14 protein-coding genes are annotated in these 15,315 nt (G+C 38.7%); 10 read left to right on the top strand and 4 right to left on the bottom strand.

Annotated features, from left to right (window positions below):
* Positions 1 to 4: 4 nt before the first annotated feature.
* From QE382_RS08745 to QE382_RS08765, 5 genes are all read left to right on the top strand, one after another.
* On the top strand, positions 5 to 1,381 hold the full coding sequence (locus tag QE382_RS08745) for a glycoside hydrolase family 43 protein (protein WP_307185554.1): 1,377 nt from the start codon (positions 5 to 7) through the stop codon (positions 1,379 to 1,381).
* A gap of 133 nt (positions 1,382 to 1,514) precedes the next feature.
* Positions 1,515 to 3,593 (top strand): hypothetical protein, encoded by a 2,079-nt coding sequence (locus QE382_RS08750; protein WP_307185555.1) that lies wholly within the window; start codon positions 1,515 to 1,517, stop codon positions 3,591 to 3,593.
* Between the two features lie 303 nt (positions 3,594 to 3,896).
* Complete coding sequence (locus tag QE382_RS08755; protein WP_307185556.1) at positions 3,897 to 5,309, top strand: MFS transporter; 1,413 nt, start codon at positions 3,897 to 3,899, stop codon at positions 5,307 to 5,309.
* A 12-nt stretch (positions 5,310 to 5,321) separates the two neighbouring features.
* Positions 5,322 to 6,473 carry an endo-1,4-beta-xylanase gene (locus tag QE382_RS08760; RefSeq protein ID WP_307185557.1) on the top strand — a complete coding sequence of 384 codons (1,152 nt, stop codon included), beginning with the start codon at positions 5,322 to 5,324 and terminating at the stop codon, positions 6,471 to 6,473.
* 5 nt (positions 6,474 to 6,478) lie between these two features.
* The gene (locus QE382_RS08765; RefSeq protein WP_307185558.1) at positions 6,479 to 7,450 is read left to right on the top strand and encodes a glycoside hydrolase family 43 protein; all 972 of its coding nucleotides are present in this window, start codon (positions 6,479 to 6,481) and stop codon (positions 7,448 to 7,450) included.
* 17 nt (positions 7,451 to 7,467) lie between these two features.
* Here QE382_RS08765 and QE382_RS08770 read toward each other — a convergent pair whose 3' ends face one another.
* Positions 7,468 to 8,331 carry an AraC family transcriptional regulator gene (locus QE382_RS08770; protein WP_307185559.1) on the bottom strand — a complete coding sequence of 288 codons (864 nt, stop codon included), beginning with the start codon at positions 8,329 to 8,331 and terminating at the stop codon, positions 7,468 to 7,470.
* Between the two features lie 395 nt (positions 8,332 to 8,726).
* On the opposite strand from QE382_RS08770, the gene QE382_RS08775 reads away from it, so the two are divergent.
* Positions 8,727 to 9,743, top strand: a complete 1,017-nt coding sequence (locus QE382_RS08775) for a zinc-binding alcohol dehydrogenase family protein (protein WP_307185560.1) — start codon at positions 8,727 to 8,729, stop codon at positions 9,741 to 9,743.
* Between the two features lie 579 nt (positions 9,744 to 10,322).
* A complete protein-coding gene (locus QE382_RS08780) occupies positions 10,323 to 10,496 on the top strand; it encodes a hypothetical protein (RefSeq protein WP_209574955.1) in 174 nt (57 codons plus the stop codon).
* A 40-nt stretch (positions 10,497 to 10,536) separates the two neighbouring features.
* On the opposite strand, the gene QE382_RS08785 is transcribed toward QE382_RS08780, so the two are convergent.
* Together QE382_RS08785 and QE382_RS08790 are read right to left on the bottom strand one after the other, a co-directional pair.
* Entirely contained in the window at positions 10,537 to 11,295 is a 759-nt protein-coding gene (locus QE382_RS08785) for a TIGR03915 family putative DNA repair protein (protein WP_307185561.1), read from the bottom strand.
* Entirely contained in the window at positions 11,295 to 12,548 is a 1,254-nt protein-coding gene (locus QE382_RS08790; RefSeq protein ID WP_307185562.1) for a putative DNA modification/repair radical SAM protein, read from the bottom strand. The genes QE382_RS08785 and QE382_RS08790 overlap by 1 nt, the downstream gene beginning before the upstream one ends.
* A gap of 179 nt (positions 12,549 to 12,727) precedes the next feature.
* Here QE382_RS08790 and QE382_RS08795 point away from each other — a divergent pair, with 179 nt between their 5' ends.
* Positions 12,728 to 13,234 (top strand): pyridoxamine 5'-phosphate oxidase family protein, encoded by a 507-nt coding sequence (locus QE382_RS08795; RefSeq protein WP_307185563.1) that lies wholly within the window; start codon positions 12,728 to 12,730, stop codon positions 13,232 to 13,234.
* Positions 13,235 to 13,320: 86 nt separating this feature from the next.
* On the opposite strand, the gene QE382_RS08800 is transcribed toward QE382_RS08795, so the two are convergent.
* On the bottom strand, positions 13,321 to 13,473 hold the full coding sequence (locus tag QE382_RS08800; RefSeq protein WP_112376008.1) for a lmo0937 family membrane protein: 153 nt from the start codon (positions 13,471 to 13,473) through the stop codon (positions 13,321 to 13,323).
* A gap of 499 nt (positions 13,474 to 13,972) precedes the next feature.
* Between QE382_RS08800 and QE382_RS08805 the strand changes: the two genes are divergently transcribed.
* Both QE382_RS08805 and QE382_RS08810 read left to right on the top strand, forming a co-directional pair.
* Positions 13,973 to 14,422, top strand: a complete 450-nt coding sequence (locus QE382_RS08805; RefSeq protein WP_307185564.1) for a protein-disulfide reductase DsbD domain-containing protein — start codon at positions 13,973 to 13,975, stop codon at positions 14,420 to 14,422.
* A 166-nt stretch (positions 14,423 to 14,588) separates the two neighbouring features.
* Positions 14,589 to 15,275, top strand: a complete 687-nt coding sequence (locus tag QE382_RS08810) for a class I SAM-dependent methyltransferase (RefSeq protein WP_307185565.1) — start codon at positions 14,589 to 14,591, stop codon at positions 15,273 to 15,275.
* Positions 15,276 to 15,315 lie beyond the last annotated feature (40 nt).

Here is a 15,315-nt window from a genome sequence, read left to right on the forward strand (position 1 = left end):
TGATATGATGAAACGTTTTTTTATACAATCCCAATTCGGATTTTTGCTCCTATTCTTCGTTATGGTGGGTAAATTAAGGGCACAAAACCCCATTGTGCAGACTGCTTATACTGCGGATCCAGCCCCTTTGGTGTATAACAACCGACTCTATCTGTATACTACACAGGATGAAGAAGAATCCACCTGGTTTAACATGAACAATTGGCGTGTGTATTCAACCGATGATATGGTGAATTGGACCGATCACGGTGCGATTCTTTCTTATACAGATTTTGAATGGGCAAAAGGTGATGCTTGGGCGGCTCAATGTGTTGAAAAAAATGGTAAATTTTATCTTTATGTACCTGTTATTTCCAAAGTGAACAATCGAGGTGCGATCGGCGTCGCTGTCGGAGATAGCCCATTGGGACCATTTTATGATCCTTTGGGAAAACCATTATTGCAAACTGAATGGGGAGATATCGATCCTACTGTGTTTATTGATGATGACGGCCAAGCTCATATGTATTGGGGTAACCCCCAGCTGAAATATGTTAAGCTAAATGAAGATATGATCTCCTATAAAGGTGATATTGTTGAGGTTCCGATGACTGCAGCATCGTTCGGAAAGAGGGAGGGAGATCCGAAGCGACCTACGACCTATGAGGAAGGGCCTTGGTTATATAAAAGAAATAGTTTGTATTATCTTTTTTGGCCGGGAGGTCCTTTGCCAGAATTTATTGGTTATTCCACAAGCGATAAAGCCGAGGGACCTTGGAAGTACGGGGGTATAATCATGCCTGCGGAAGGAAAAGCATTCACAAATCATCCTGGCATTGTCGATTTTAAAGGAAAAACCTATTTCTTTTACCATAATGGGGCCTTACCTGGAGGGGGGGGCTTTACGCGATCTGTCGCTGTTCAAGAACTGAATTTTAATCCAGACGGCAGTATCGATCCAATGAAAATGACGACTGGAATTACTCATGCGACCGGCAAAGTGAATCCCTATGAACTTCATCAGGCTGAAACGATCGCTTGGTCCGAACACGTTAAATCCTACCAAAATAAAAAGGTGGGTGTTTTTATAAAGGCAAAAAAAGATGGAGCTTTCACCTGTGTGAAGAATGTTGACTTTGGCGCGGAGGGAGCGCGTAATTTTTTTGCACGGGTAGGAACTACTCATAATGGAGGTATCCGTATGGAAGTACGCTCGGGAGCGCTTGATGGAGCGTTGTTAGCTACGATACAGGTGCCCATGACGGGGGGAGATGACAGATGGACTACAGTTGAGACTGCACTGTCGGATAAAGTATCGGGACTACACGATCTATATTTTGTTTTTAAAGGTAAGGCACCATCAAATATCCTGTTTTTCGATTGCTGGAAATTTGGGAGGTAAGATAGTAACTTGACGCAAAGTAATTTGAGCCAATAGAAAAAATGCAACAGCATATAAGATAACTCAGCAATTTAAGAAAAATTAATTTACTCAATTTATGAAGGGACTAAATATTGTCTTAAAAAAACGGACAATGGTATTTTTATTATCCGTTACAGGAATTTTATCAGCAGCAACAGCACTTGGGCAGCAGCAAAACCACCTCAACGATCCTAGTAAGGGGTTTGTGCACCAGTCTATAGGAAATCCTTATCTACCGCTATGGGAGCATCTCCCGGATGGCGAACCCCGTGTTTTCGAAGATCCTGACCAGCCTGGGAAATATCGTGCTTACATCATTGGTTCCCATGACTTACGTTTTAGCAGTTATTGTGGGCCTGACATTAGAATGTGGTCAGCTCCTATTGAGAATTTGAGCAGCTGGCGGGACGAGGGAGCTATTTTTACATACGCGATCGATGGTAAATGGGATGTGATGTACGCGCCAGATCTTGTAGAGGTTAAGCGAAAAGATGGAAAAAAGGATTATTACTTGTTTCCCCATAGCAGGGGTGAGGGCCGTGAAGCAATGGTTGTTAAAGGCGATAGGCCTAATGGCCCCTTTAAACCTATCAATCTGACTGAAGACGGCAAGCGTACTCTGCCTGGAAGTATCTTAGGATTTGATCCTGCCATTTATATCGAATACGTTACGGACCCTCAAGATCCTGATTTTGAGATTGGATTCCGAGCATATGGTTTTTGGGGATTCCAACGATCGATGGCTGCACAATTGGATCAGAAAACAATGTATTCGTTGAGGCCTGGCACGAAGGTGATTAATTATTTATTGCCAGCAAGTGCGCGATATGGCGAATTACGCGATCCAAAAGGAACATCCTATCCTAATATTTTCGAAGGTGAGGATTTGGGAACCTTTAATTTTTTTGAAGCATCATCCATTCGTAAAGTGGGAAACAAGTATGTTTCGGTATATAGTGGTTACTCCGGCCCGGAATATGGTGTAGGAAGTTCAAATTCAACTTTGCGTTATGCGGTAGCAGACTCACCATTAGGACCATGGAAGAGTGGTGGCGTTTTAGTCGATTCACGTGCTCCAGTGTTAAACAAGGATGGATCTGCTATTGAAACGAGTAATGCAGGTCATAACACACATGGTAGTATCGAACTGATCAATGGACAATGGTATGTATTTTACCATAGACCACCACGCGGATTTGGCTTTGCACGTCAGGCGGTGGTTGAACCTATCAAAGTCTCTTGGGATGAGAAAAGTGTCAAAGATGGCGGAATGGTGTCCTTAAGAGCGTTCGACCCTTTTCAAGAAAATTTGACTATTAAAGATAAACAGGGCAAAGAGTATAAAGGTGCAGAGGTGACATCGGAAGGATTTCATTTTTATGGATTAAATCCCTATCAGTATTATTCGGCGGGATATGCTTGCTACCTTTCTGATATCAGTTTGCAACAGGATTCATGGGATGTATGGGATAATCATATGCCGGTGACAAATATGAAAAACGGAAATATTGCAGGTTTTAAATATTTCGGATTTGGAGGTTTAGATCAGGATAAGTTTGGATTGAAAGCTTTTGAGGGAACCAAAATTGGAAATCAAACTGCTTTCAATGTGTTTATTACACCAAAAACAAAAGCTGCATTTAAGGTCAACGTATGGTTAGATGGCCCTTGGGATAACGAAACCTGGAAAGGTAAACGAATTGCCCAAATTTCTGTTCCGGCGAATTCTGCTGCTGAAGTCAAGCAATTCACGGTCGACGTCTCCAAATTTGTAGATCAATTGGACGGTAAACACGCGTTATTTTTGGTTGCTGAGGGTGAGGAAGGAAAGCCGCTTTTCGATTTTATAGGCCTCGGATTTAGTTCAAAAGATAAAAAAATTGAACGTCCAATACCACCTTCGGTCACCATTACAGTAAATGGGACCAAACTAGCTTTGCCATCCATTCCTGTACGATCTACGGATCAGAACGGTATTATCGGTTATCATGTTTATGAAGTTTCCTTTCCCATGGAAGCAAAGAGTAAAAACAAGCCTCTGGTAAAAGCGACTGCTGATAATCCTGAAGTTAAGATTATAGTAAATCAAGCTACTTCGCCGACAGGTTACGCTCAAGTTGATTGCCTTTATAGGGGGCAAACAAAAAGCTATGTGGTAAAATATACTAAAGAATTAAACGATAAAAACTAAGTAGCTTAATAGCAGGTAGAAATAGGCTGTCCAAAAAAAAGTTTGGACAGCCTATATTTTTCAGCTATCTAATACATTACATTATCATTTCTGCTATCTCTATACCGACAGTTAGATTTGTTTTTAAGTAAGTTTTTTAGAGGAACGACTCAGTGATTACTGATGAAGATTTTTTACGATTTATCCTTTATTAAGGGGGTTTTTAAACATTTTTATTGGAATATAAAACATTTGTAATGGGTAATGAAAAAAAGCTACTTGTAGTTTTACCATTGTAATATAACTAATCGAATAACCAATTATATGGACCAAAATAGGACAGAAGTGAAGCCTTTCAAAGGTTTTTACAAGCTTTCAACGAAGCAGCGCGTAGGGTTTGGTGCTGGCGATCTCGCACAGAATCTCATTTACCAGACTGTTTCGATGTATCTACTGATTTTTTATACCAATGTTTATGGGATCTCTGCAGCTTCTGCAGGAGTGATGTTTCTCATTGTTCGAATTGTCGATGTACTATGGGACCCCATCGTGGGCGCATTTGTTGATAAAAGAAATCCCCGCATGGGAAAGTATAGGTCTTATTTGGTGCTAGGGGGGATTCCGTTGACCGGATTTGCAATTTTGTGTTTTTGGAATGGTTTTTCGGGATCTTTAACCTATGCTTATATCACCTATGTTGGTTTATCGATGTTGTACACGTTGGTGAATGTTCCGTATGGTGCTTTAAATGCCTCCTTGACCAGAGATACGGATGAGATTACAAAACTGACATCTACACGTATGTTTATGGCGAACGTGGGGGGACTGGCCGTTGGATATGGTGTACCGCTCGTCGTAAAGTATTTCTCTCCAGATGGAAAGATAAACTCGAAAGATTCTGCCGAAGCCTGGTTTGCAACGATGCTGATCTATGCTTTAGTTGGATTAGTGCTTTTAATCTTTTGCTTTTCACAAACAAAAGAACGTGTCATTATGGATGAGAAGGATACGGATAATGTTCACGTTTCCGACCTGTGGCGAGAATTTAAGCATAATCGCCCTTTGCGTATTTTGGCATTTTTTTTCATTACTGCATTTGCTATGATGGCAATCGGTAACTCGGCAGGATCATACTACATGATTTATAATGTACATGCTCCGGATATGCTACCATATTTTATGGCATTAGGATCTTTGCCTGCTTTTATTTTTATGCCTTTAGTGCCAGCCATCAAACGCGCAATTGGTAAAAAGCAGATGTTCTATGTTTTCTTGACTATTGCAATCCTCGGAATGCTGATGCTATATGTCATTTCATCCAATGAAAACCTCAAGGGGAATATTGTTTTGGTATTGACTGCTCAGTTTATCAAGTCAACCGGAGTAATTGTCGCAACGGGATATATGTGGGCGCTCGTTCCTGAAGTCATTTCCTATGGCGAATATAAAACTGGGAAGCGTATTTCAGGTATTGTCAATGCGCTTACCGGTATTTTTTACAAAGCCGGGATGGCCCTTGGAGGTGTGGTGCCGGGACTGGTGTTGGCATATGTTAACTTTGACAAAGATAATGCAACAGCCCAGTCAGCACGTGCTGAAATGGGAATTCTATGGTTGGTAGCCATTATTCCGGCAATACTCTTGGTAGTGGCTATGTATGTTATTTCCAAATACGAACTGGACGATAAGACTATTGATGCAATCAATCAGGACATAGAGTCTAGACATACTTATTAATTAAAAATAATCATGAAGATGTTAAAAACTATTGTTGTGGCCGTAGCAGCCTTGCTATCAAATCTATCTGCTTCAGCTACCTCGCAAAAACTGAAGGTGGCAACTGATACGTTGACTTTAAAGGATGCATTTGAAGGTAAGTTTTTTATAGGAACGGCTTTAAACCTTGATCAAATCTGGGAGCGGGATGCCGCCGCAGTAGCGGTCGTCAAAAAGCATTTCAATTCCATTGTAGCGGAAAATTGTATGAAAAGTATGTTCCTGCAGCCACAGGAAGGCGTGTTCGATTTTAAAGATGCGGATCGTTTCGTATTGTTTGGCGAAAAGAATAAAATGCAGATTATTGGGCATACGCTCATCTGGCATTCCCAGACACCAGATTGGTTTTTTGTAGATAAAAATGGAAAAGAGGTGTCTCGAGACGTACTTATAGCACGCATGCGGAAGCATATTCATACTGTAGTATCCCGCTATAAAGGACGGGTGCACGGATGGGATGTGGTGAATGAGGCCATATTGGATAATGGAGAATGGCGCAAAAGTAAATTTTACGATATTATTGGTCCTCAGTTTATTGAATTGGCATTTAAATTTGCACATGAGGCAGATCCAAATGCGGAGTTATATTATAACGATTATTCAACCGCCGTTCCAGAAAAAAGAAAAGGCATTATTAAAATGATTCGTCAAGTAAAAGCAGCGGGTGGTCGCGTCAGCGGAATTGGTATGCAAGAGCACAATGCACTGGATAATCCACCTATTGATGAGGTCGAAAAAACTATACTTGGATTTGCGGGACTTGATGCGAAAGTAATGGTTACTGAAATGGATATTACGGTTTTGCCGCATGCTCGACCTAATATGGGCGCCGAAATTGGAGAGCAATATGCTTATACCAAGGAGATGAATCCATACGAAAAAGGGCTGCCTACAGCGAAAATGGATGAGTTGGGAAGGCGATACGTAGCGTTTTTTAAATTATACCTCAAACATCAGGATAAAATATCGCGTGTGACGTTGTGGGGTGTTGGTGACGGAGATTCATGGAAGAATGGTTGGCCTATACCGGGACGTACAGACTATCCATTATTATTTGACCGGAATTATCAGCCTAAGCCCTTTTTAAAAGATATCACTTCATTAACACAAAAAAAAAAGAAATAGTAAGCATGAATAAGAGCAAGTATTTGTATCCCAAAGATTATATGGCTGATCCATCAGCACATGTTTTTGAAGATAAAATTTACATTTATCCCTCTCATGATCGAGAAAGTGGAATACCGGAAAATGACAATGGAGACCATTTCGACATGCAGGATTACCACGTATTTTCTCTTGAGGATGTTCAGGGGGATGTGGTTGATCATGGTAAGGTGTTAGATGTAAAAGACATTCCTTGGGCTGGTCGTCAGCTTTGGGATTCAGATGTGACGGAGAAAAATGGAAAATACTATATGTATTTTTCCATGAAGGATAAAAATGATGTTTTCAGACTAGGTGTCGCTGTTGCAAGTCAGCCCTATGGGCCATTTGTTCCCCAGGAGCATCCAATTAAGGGTAGTTACAGTATTGATCCTTGTGCATTTAAAGATGCTACCGGAGACTATTATCTATATTTTGGTGGTATTTGGGGGGGGCAGCTCCAATTCTATCGAAATAATAAGATTATATCACCCAACGAATTGCCTCAAGATCACGAAGATGCTTTGTCTCCAAAAGTTGTCAAGCTGTCTGCTGATATGCTGGAATTTTCGGAAGAGCCAAAGGATCTTGTTATTTTGGATAAAAATGGTAACCCATTGAAACATGGCGATACGCAAAAGCGATTTTTTGAAGCTTCTTGGATGCACAAATATCAAGGGAGATACTATTTTTCCTATTCTACAGGAGATAGTCATTTAATCTGTTATGCCATTGGAGACAATCCATATGGTCCATTTACTTATGAGGGGGTAATTCTATCACCAGTGGTTGGTTGGACCACGCATCATAGTATCTTGGAATTCAAAGATAAATGGTATCTATTTTATCATGATTCAGTACCCTCAGGAGGAAAGACCTGGTTGAGAAGCATGAAAGTTATCGAGTTAACATATGATGAGAACGGTCACATTATGCCAATCGATGGATTGTCGTCGTAGATAACGTGAAGCACGATCTATCTACTTATTCGGCGTTTATAACTCATTGGTGTTTCACCTGTGAATTTTTTAAATAGTCGATTGAAGTAAGAGATATTTTCAAAACCTAATTTAAAGCACAATTGTTGGATATTATCTTCATCGATTAACATCATCAATTGTGCTTTTTCTATTTTCTTTTGATTGATGTAATGTACAGGTGTGGCATTCATATGTTTTTTGAAGAGTCGGATAAGGTGATCTTTGGATATAAAAATCAGATTGGCAAGATGTTCTATAGCGATCGGATGATGGATATTTTCGTCGATGTAATCAAGTACACGCAGGAGCCGCTTTTCCACCTGTGGTATTTTGTTCGTTGCTTCGGCCAGAAATCGGCTCATTAATAAATGAATGATCGCTTGGTTTTCGGCTGCTCTGGCGATCGGTGACGCCGTTTGCAGCGCCATGTTTTTCATTAATTCTGTTGAATTATCATAACCTTTCGGATCATACATTTTTAACTCACGACCTGGATTTAAATCGTAGAGATGCTGAATGACTGTAGCTAACAGCTGATCTGATTTGATTTCCTTCGGGAAAGAGTAGCGGTCGAAAATACTCGATCTTAGCGCTGGATTTTCATAGATATGGATATAGTAGAGTGATAGTTTGGCGGAACAAGCGTAGCTATGTTGGATATACGCAGGTGTGAGATAGAGATGGCCGGGCCGAAGTTTGATGGTTTCGTCCGTTAAGATTATGGATGCTTCTCCTTCACAAACATAGTGTATCCGCGCAAAAGGACTCTGAATATCTTTGAAATTCCAATTCGCCTGATGTTCCGCATAGCCAATGTTCAATAGTGTAAAATCAAGTTTATTATTTTCGTTATTCATCATCGCCCGAGGAAGAAATAGTTAGCTACAATATTAGTCGTTTTCTTAAAAAGAATAGCGTTTTTAAAGGGAAAATATCGATAATGTTATAGTTCATTTATCTGTATATGAAGTCTTTTTACATATTTATTTTTTAAATAGCGTGTAAGTGTTTGATATCTAGTTTTCTAAATGTTTATTTTCGTTGCTAACAGTATGGTGTTGGATCATTGCGCTTGGATCGATATCGTGTTATTTTTTATCGTTAATGGAGTTTCTTTATCCGTTCTATATAATTATTTTTGGCTATACCATAGTACCAAAGATCTCAAGACCGTAAATCTCTGAAGTTTGAGCTTGAGCTTTGTTGTGGTAAGTAACAATAGCAAGTGCTATTTAAATCTTGATGCCATTTATAAATGAAAGCTATTAAAATAGTAAAAGAGGGACGGGTAGAAATCGCGGATATTCCTCAGCCTACCATTAAGGATGGACATGTCCTTTTAAAAATAGATTATGTTGGTTTCTGCGGCTCTGATCTAAATACATTTCGGGGCTTGAATCCATTAGTTCAGCTACCGGTTATACCTGGACATGAAATTGGGGCAACAGTAGTTGAATTGGGGACGAATGTTGGACCTGATATTAAGATTGGTAACAGAGTTACCGTAAATCCGTATTCGAACTGCGGTATTTGTACTGCATGTAAAAATAATCGACCTAATGCTTGCCGCTACAATGAAACGATGGGGGTACAGCGCGACGGTGCCATGACAGAATACCTTGTCGTGCCCATACAAAGGGTCATTATGGGTGGACAGCTATCGTCCAAAGAATTGGCCTTGGTGGAGCCTATGAGTGTTGGTTTTCACGCCGTTGATCGGGCCAATGTCACCGACAGCGATATCGTATTGGTGTTGGGATGTGGTATGATCGGAGTTGGAGCGATTGTTCGGTCTGCTTTACGGGGTGCCATCGTTATAGCAGTTGACGTTAGTAAAGAAAAACTTGAGTTGGCAAAAAGCCTCGGAGCGACATTTACCATCAATAGCGCTGAGGAAGACCTGGCGGCTAGCTTGGACATATTGACGCACGCCATGGGGGCTGACGTAGTTATTGAAGCCGTAGGACGCAAGGAAACCTATTTAGCGGCCGTTGATGCCGCTGCGTATACAGGGCGGGTAATATATATCGGTTATGCAAAAGAAGCTATTCCTTTTGATACACAGTTTTTTGTCAAAAAAGAATTGGATATCAGAGGTTCACGCAATGCTACAGCAAAAGATTTCGCAGCGGTAATGCATTATTTAAAAATGAAAAAGTGTCCGATGGAACAGCTCATAACAGGAGTGTATCGTGTAGAAGATGCGCAGTTAGCTTTAGAATCATGGCTAAGCGATCCTGGGCGTGTTTTTAGGCTTTTAATTGAATTTTAAAATTCATATATGTCTATTTTCACGGACCTACCAATAGCGCGATGCATCATCTTTATGCTCAATAATGGAGCAATAATTTATTTTTTAAAAAATACAAAAAGCCTTTTTCATATCGTCGAAAAAGGCTTTGACTTAAATCTCTTATCAGTCCATAACTGATGCCGTGGAGATACAAACTTATTTTTTCTTTCTGGATTTTTTCTCTTCTTCAGCAGGTAAATCTAAAATAGCCATCAATAGTAGATAATAGCCTTTTTCTAATCCCATTTTTTGTGCTTTTTGGTTGATAGTGTCCATATCTTTATTCAATTATTGTTTCTTAACTAATTTGTATTTGGCTAAGTAGAATCAAATGCTGTACCCAAAATTTGTTCTCTATATGCTACCCGTATTTTTAAGCGGTAAATTGCGTAGAGTTTTCTCTCTTTAACAAAAAAATACGTATAATCTGGGTATTAAATGCGATCAAATTATAAGTTAGACCCGAGCTTATAGTAATAATAGCCTGAACATGTTTGCGGTAAAACATTTTCAGGTGAATATTGTCTTTATTTTAGATTAATATTAAAACAGGTATTTATGAAAAAGATAATTCCATTTGCACTGATGTCAAGTTTATTGGTGCTCGTATCAAGTTGTGCAGCGATTGAAGGTATATTTAAAGCCGGCGTATGGTCTGGTATTCTATTAGTTGTCGTCGTGGTTGCACTTGTAATTTGGTTGGTAAGCAAATTATTTGGTGGATCAAGGTAATGACGATTAATTGATTTCTAATTTTTACATGCTTAGAAAGCTATATTTTTTCTACTAGGTATTTCCAGTAGCGTTTCGGAACATGCCTTAAATGAAGTTTCACATTTTTTCGTGATTCAATGGTTGTACTCTTAAAGTATGTTTTCCAAAGATGCTGATAAGCCTTTTCTTGAGGATCGAGATCCACTTCTAGCTGATATGGATCTCGAATCTCATCACTTTCATTTGGAGATACTTCGACAACAGTATTTCCATCGTAATGAAAGCCATAATTTCTTCTTAAATCATAAATTAACCAACATTGGTCTGCAAATCGATTTTTAAAAAATTGTACAACAAGTGGAATGACATTAAAATCGGGCTCAACAACCGCTGTATACAGATAGTCATTAGATTTGACAAATCGTATAAATGCTTTCATACGGTGCCGTTCCCGATTGATCTTTTTAATCGATTGATGCAAACGTAGTATAGGAGGATAACCATAATTATGAATATCCAATTGTTTTTTGCGAAATAATTCGACAATCAGCCGAAATCCATTGAGCCATTCGATCTGATTATCGGACAGAAAATTATGGTAAAAAAAAATCGTTTCTTGCTTTCCAATTATTTTTTCCATCCCTGTGAGAATGCGGTTAGCTTTCTTAGTATCTGTTGAAATCATTCGTTTTTCCGAAAAAAGAGTAATTTCTGCCGCTTTTCCTGTTTTAGGAATGCTGTCGAACTCTTTCCTTTCAAACGCTTCAAATACGCAACACAAATAACCCAAATAACTGCCGTCAAAAATATAGTCCATTAAAATAAAGTTAACTGGCTATTCGGACCTTTAATTTGCGACTGGGGATTATGTTCCAGAATGGACTTTCTGATTTTTTCCGGATAGTGAAAGCCCGCAGTGATCAATGTGTCCTGACAAAGCATAAAATATTTCGCTCGATTATAAGCTATTCCAATTTTTTGCACTTGATGTTCTTTTAATTTTCCATATTTGCGTGCCTGTATTATTTTTTTAGCGGATTGTCTTCCTATCCCCGGAATTCGTATGATCCAATTATAATTAGCGGTGTTAATGTCAATAGGGAAGAATTGTGGGTTGCGAAGTGCCCAGGCAAGTTTAGGATCTATTTCTAGATCGAGGTCCTGATGTTTACTATTAAGTATTTCATGGAGCGAAAAGCCATAAAATCGAAGTAACCAATCTGTTTGATAAAGTCTGTTTTCGCGAACCAGCGGTGGAGCTGTTCCAATTTGAGGAAGGTTGGAGTCCGTTGCGTTAATAGGAATGTAACCCGAATAATACACCCTTTTGAGGTTATAATCTTTATAGAATGTATTTGCAGCCTCCATGATTTGGAAATCACTTTCTGGTGTTGCTCCAATAACCATTTGAGTACTTTGTCCTGCTGGTACAAATAAAGGTATTTTCTTATTGGTTTTTCTGTCCTGCTGAACATTTTGGATTTCATTTTTAATTATTGTCAGCGGTTCGCGAACAGATTGATGATCTTTCTCTGGAGCGACAAGTTTTAGTCCTGCTTCAGTAGGTATTTCGAGATTTACACTCATACGGTCAACATAAAGACCTGCTTCCTTTAATAAAGATTCACTTGCTCCAGGAATAGCCTTCAGATGAATATAACCATTAAACCGCTCTTCAGTTCGAAGTTTCTTAACCACTAACATTAAGCGTTCCATAGTATAATCTGCAGATTTAAAAATACCAGAGCTTAAAAAAAGCCCCTCAATATAATTTCGACGGTAGAAATTCATCGTCAATTCGACAACTTCCTTGACCGAAAATGCTGCTCGCTGTACATCATTGCTACGCCGACTCACACAAAAGGAGCAATCGTAAATGCAAAAGTTAGTCATTAAGATTTTTAGAAGGGAAACACAGCGCCCATCTTCGGTATACGTATGGCAGATGCCACTTGCTGATGAATCACCGATACCACCATTATTTTTTCGCTTACTTCCACTTGAGCTGCAGCTCACATCATATTTAGCAGCATCTGCTAGTATCTGCAGTTTATCATCAAATCCAAACATAATCAATCCATCCTTTTTACAACTGTAAAAATACTAATATTATTAGTAAAACGAGCGCGTAGAATTACGTGTTTTAATTTAGAAAATATCCTACCCTTTTATTTAAGATATACTGTCTGAATTTGGTTAAATAGAAAACGATTTATGGGGGCACGTTGTTCTTTATTAAAAATAATATTATGGCAGAGAATAATTTAAGCGATAAAGACGCTTTAGCAAAGCTAAAAGAAATCGTTGATAAGATTGACGTAGGTACAGTATGCTCTTTTCCACAAGATTCGGACTACCCACATGGTGTCCCGATGAGTAGACAAGAAGTTGATGAAGAAGGTAACATTTGGTACATCTGCTCAGCAGAAAGTGAAACATTTACAAATCTTTCACAAGATTCAAGAGTGTCTTTGTTTTATGCGGATCCTGGAAATTATACCTTTCTCAGTATAAATGGCGATGCGAGTCTTTCCCGGGATCAAGAAAGGATAGATCGTTATTGGAATAAGATGATGGAGGGATGGTTTGAAAAAGGAAAAGAGGATCCAAATATTCAGTTGTTAAAAGTTACTCCCCAAGAAGCTCATTACTGGGATTCAAACTCGAATATGATTGTCAACCTGTTCAAAATGCTTAAAGCGAAAGTAACAGGCGAGTCAGAAGATATAGGTAAAGAGGGAGATCTTAATTTATAGTGTGCTTCATATCAAATGTATAAAAAGGCTCCTCAGTATTGAATATTGAGGAGCCTTTTCTGTGACATGAGCAACATCCCGACAGGTTACGCATTTCCTTTAATAACACGAAGGAGAACTGCTATGATAGCGATTACCAATAGTATATGGATTAGTCCCCCGCCAACAAAGCCGCCGAAAAAGCTGATCGCCCATATGAGCACCAAAATAACTGCAATAGTATATAATAAATTTCCCATAGTAATAAATATATATGTTTATTGAATAACAATATTTATCGAATGATGGTTTACTCTATTTGATCTTTTTTAATCGTTAACCAAATCCTACTACTGGTTATTCTTCTGTGTTTTTTTCCATTTACGGATTTTCCGGTTGCATTTTGATATGGCGAAGCGGTATTAAATTCTGTTATGTGGGTTAAGGTCGATTTGCCATACCATGTAAGGCATAGAGTTTATTGATCGGCAAGGCGTATGATCTAGCCTGAGTTATTGTTTAATGCAATAGCTGTTTTTGAACTTATTATTGAAATGAAGAAAATTGCACGGTTATAAATGAAAATAATATGGTATAGAGTATTATTTTTTGTAAAATTTATTGTTTAAATATGATATGGTTGTGTTTTATTCTGTTTATAACGAATATTGATGTGCGTATTTAAGTGCAGGTTCTTGTAGTGAGTATGCTGTTCAGATATACTGCCAATGAAATAATAAACTTAAAAATTCATAAAAGATGAAAAAGATTTTAATTTTAGTAGCCCTGGTTATGTTTTCCGTTACTGGTACTTTCGCTCAGATTCATAAACCCGTTAAATGGACTGTTGCCAGTAAGAAACTTAATAACAAGGAAGCAATTATTTACGTTAAGGCGACTATTCAAAATGGTTGGCATATCTATTCTCAACATGTAAAAGATGGTGGTCCGATCCCAACTTCCTTTAATTTCAGTAAAGCTACGGATTATGCGCTAGTCGGCAATACAGCCGAACCGAAACCCAAGATCAAACATGAAGAGGTTTTCAAAATGGATGTGGGGTATTTCACCAATGAGGTCATCTTCCAACAAAAAGTTTCACTTACTAAAGGAGCTGCGACAGTAAAAGGCACTGTGGAATGGCAAGCTTGTGATGCTTCACAATGTCTACCTCCTGATGAATACGCTTTCGCTATAACGGTAAAATAGCCTAAAACCATTCAAATTTAAATCAATTGCACGCTTATCTACCAGCTATGGACGACTATGAATAAATTTTATTTAGAATTATTTTAAATAGCTATCTTTGCTTAGAGATTGGAACAAGAGAGGGTATATCTCTACTTATGTAAGTTAAACGATTATTCTTATTATCATGAATACAGTAGAACTGTTTGAAAATGAGCGTGCAAGTGGCTATGATCAATTTGTTGAAACCTGGATCCCCAATTACCATTATTTTTTAGATCAGCTGCCTAAGCTCCTTCGCGAAATAGAGCACAAAGACTTATTAGTGGTCGGATGTGGTACAGGAAATGAAATCGAACGTTTTGTCGACACATCGGAATCTTGGAAAATAACAGGCGTTGATCCCTCACCCGAGATGATAAGTCAAGCGAGGGAAAAATTTGAAGCGGATGAGCATGTTAATCTTGTGGAAGGTTTGGTAAGTGATTTGGATGAAGGAAAACAATATGGCGCCGCGACACTTTTGCTAGTATTACACTTTTTAAAAGACGATGGCCAAAAATTGGGTATGTTGCAAGATATTTGCAAAAGAATGATGTCTCAAGCACCATTATTGTTATTAGACATTACGGGCAATAAGGAGCAAATTCAGCAAAACTTGCGGCTGTTGAAACTTCTTCTGCCTAAAGGTATAGATGAAACACAGATCGCTCAAAGATTGCGACGAATCGAACATGAATTGTTGCATGTTTCTGAAGAGCGCTTAGCACAACTCTGCGAAGAAGCTGGATTTGAACCTCCTGTTCGGTTCTTTCAATCCTCAATATACATGGGCTGGATAACCCGTAAAAAAGATATTATTTCCTTTTCATAGCAAAGGGATTAAAGGAAAGCCCCACATTCATATAACATTA

Origin of the sequence: Sphingobacterium zeae (genome assembly GCF_030818895.1) — a bacterium.
GTDB lineage: Bacteria > Bacteroidota > Bacteroidia > Sphingobacteriales > Sphingobacteriaceae > Sphingobacterium > Sphingobacterium zeae.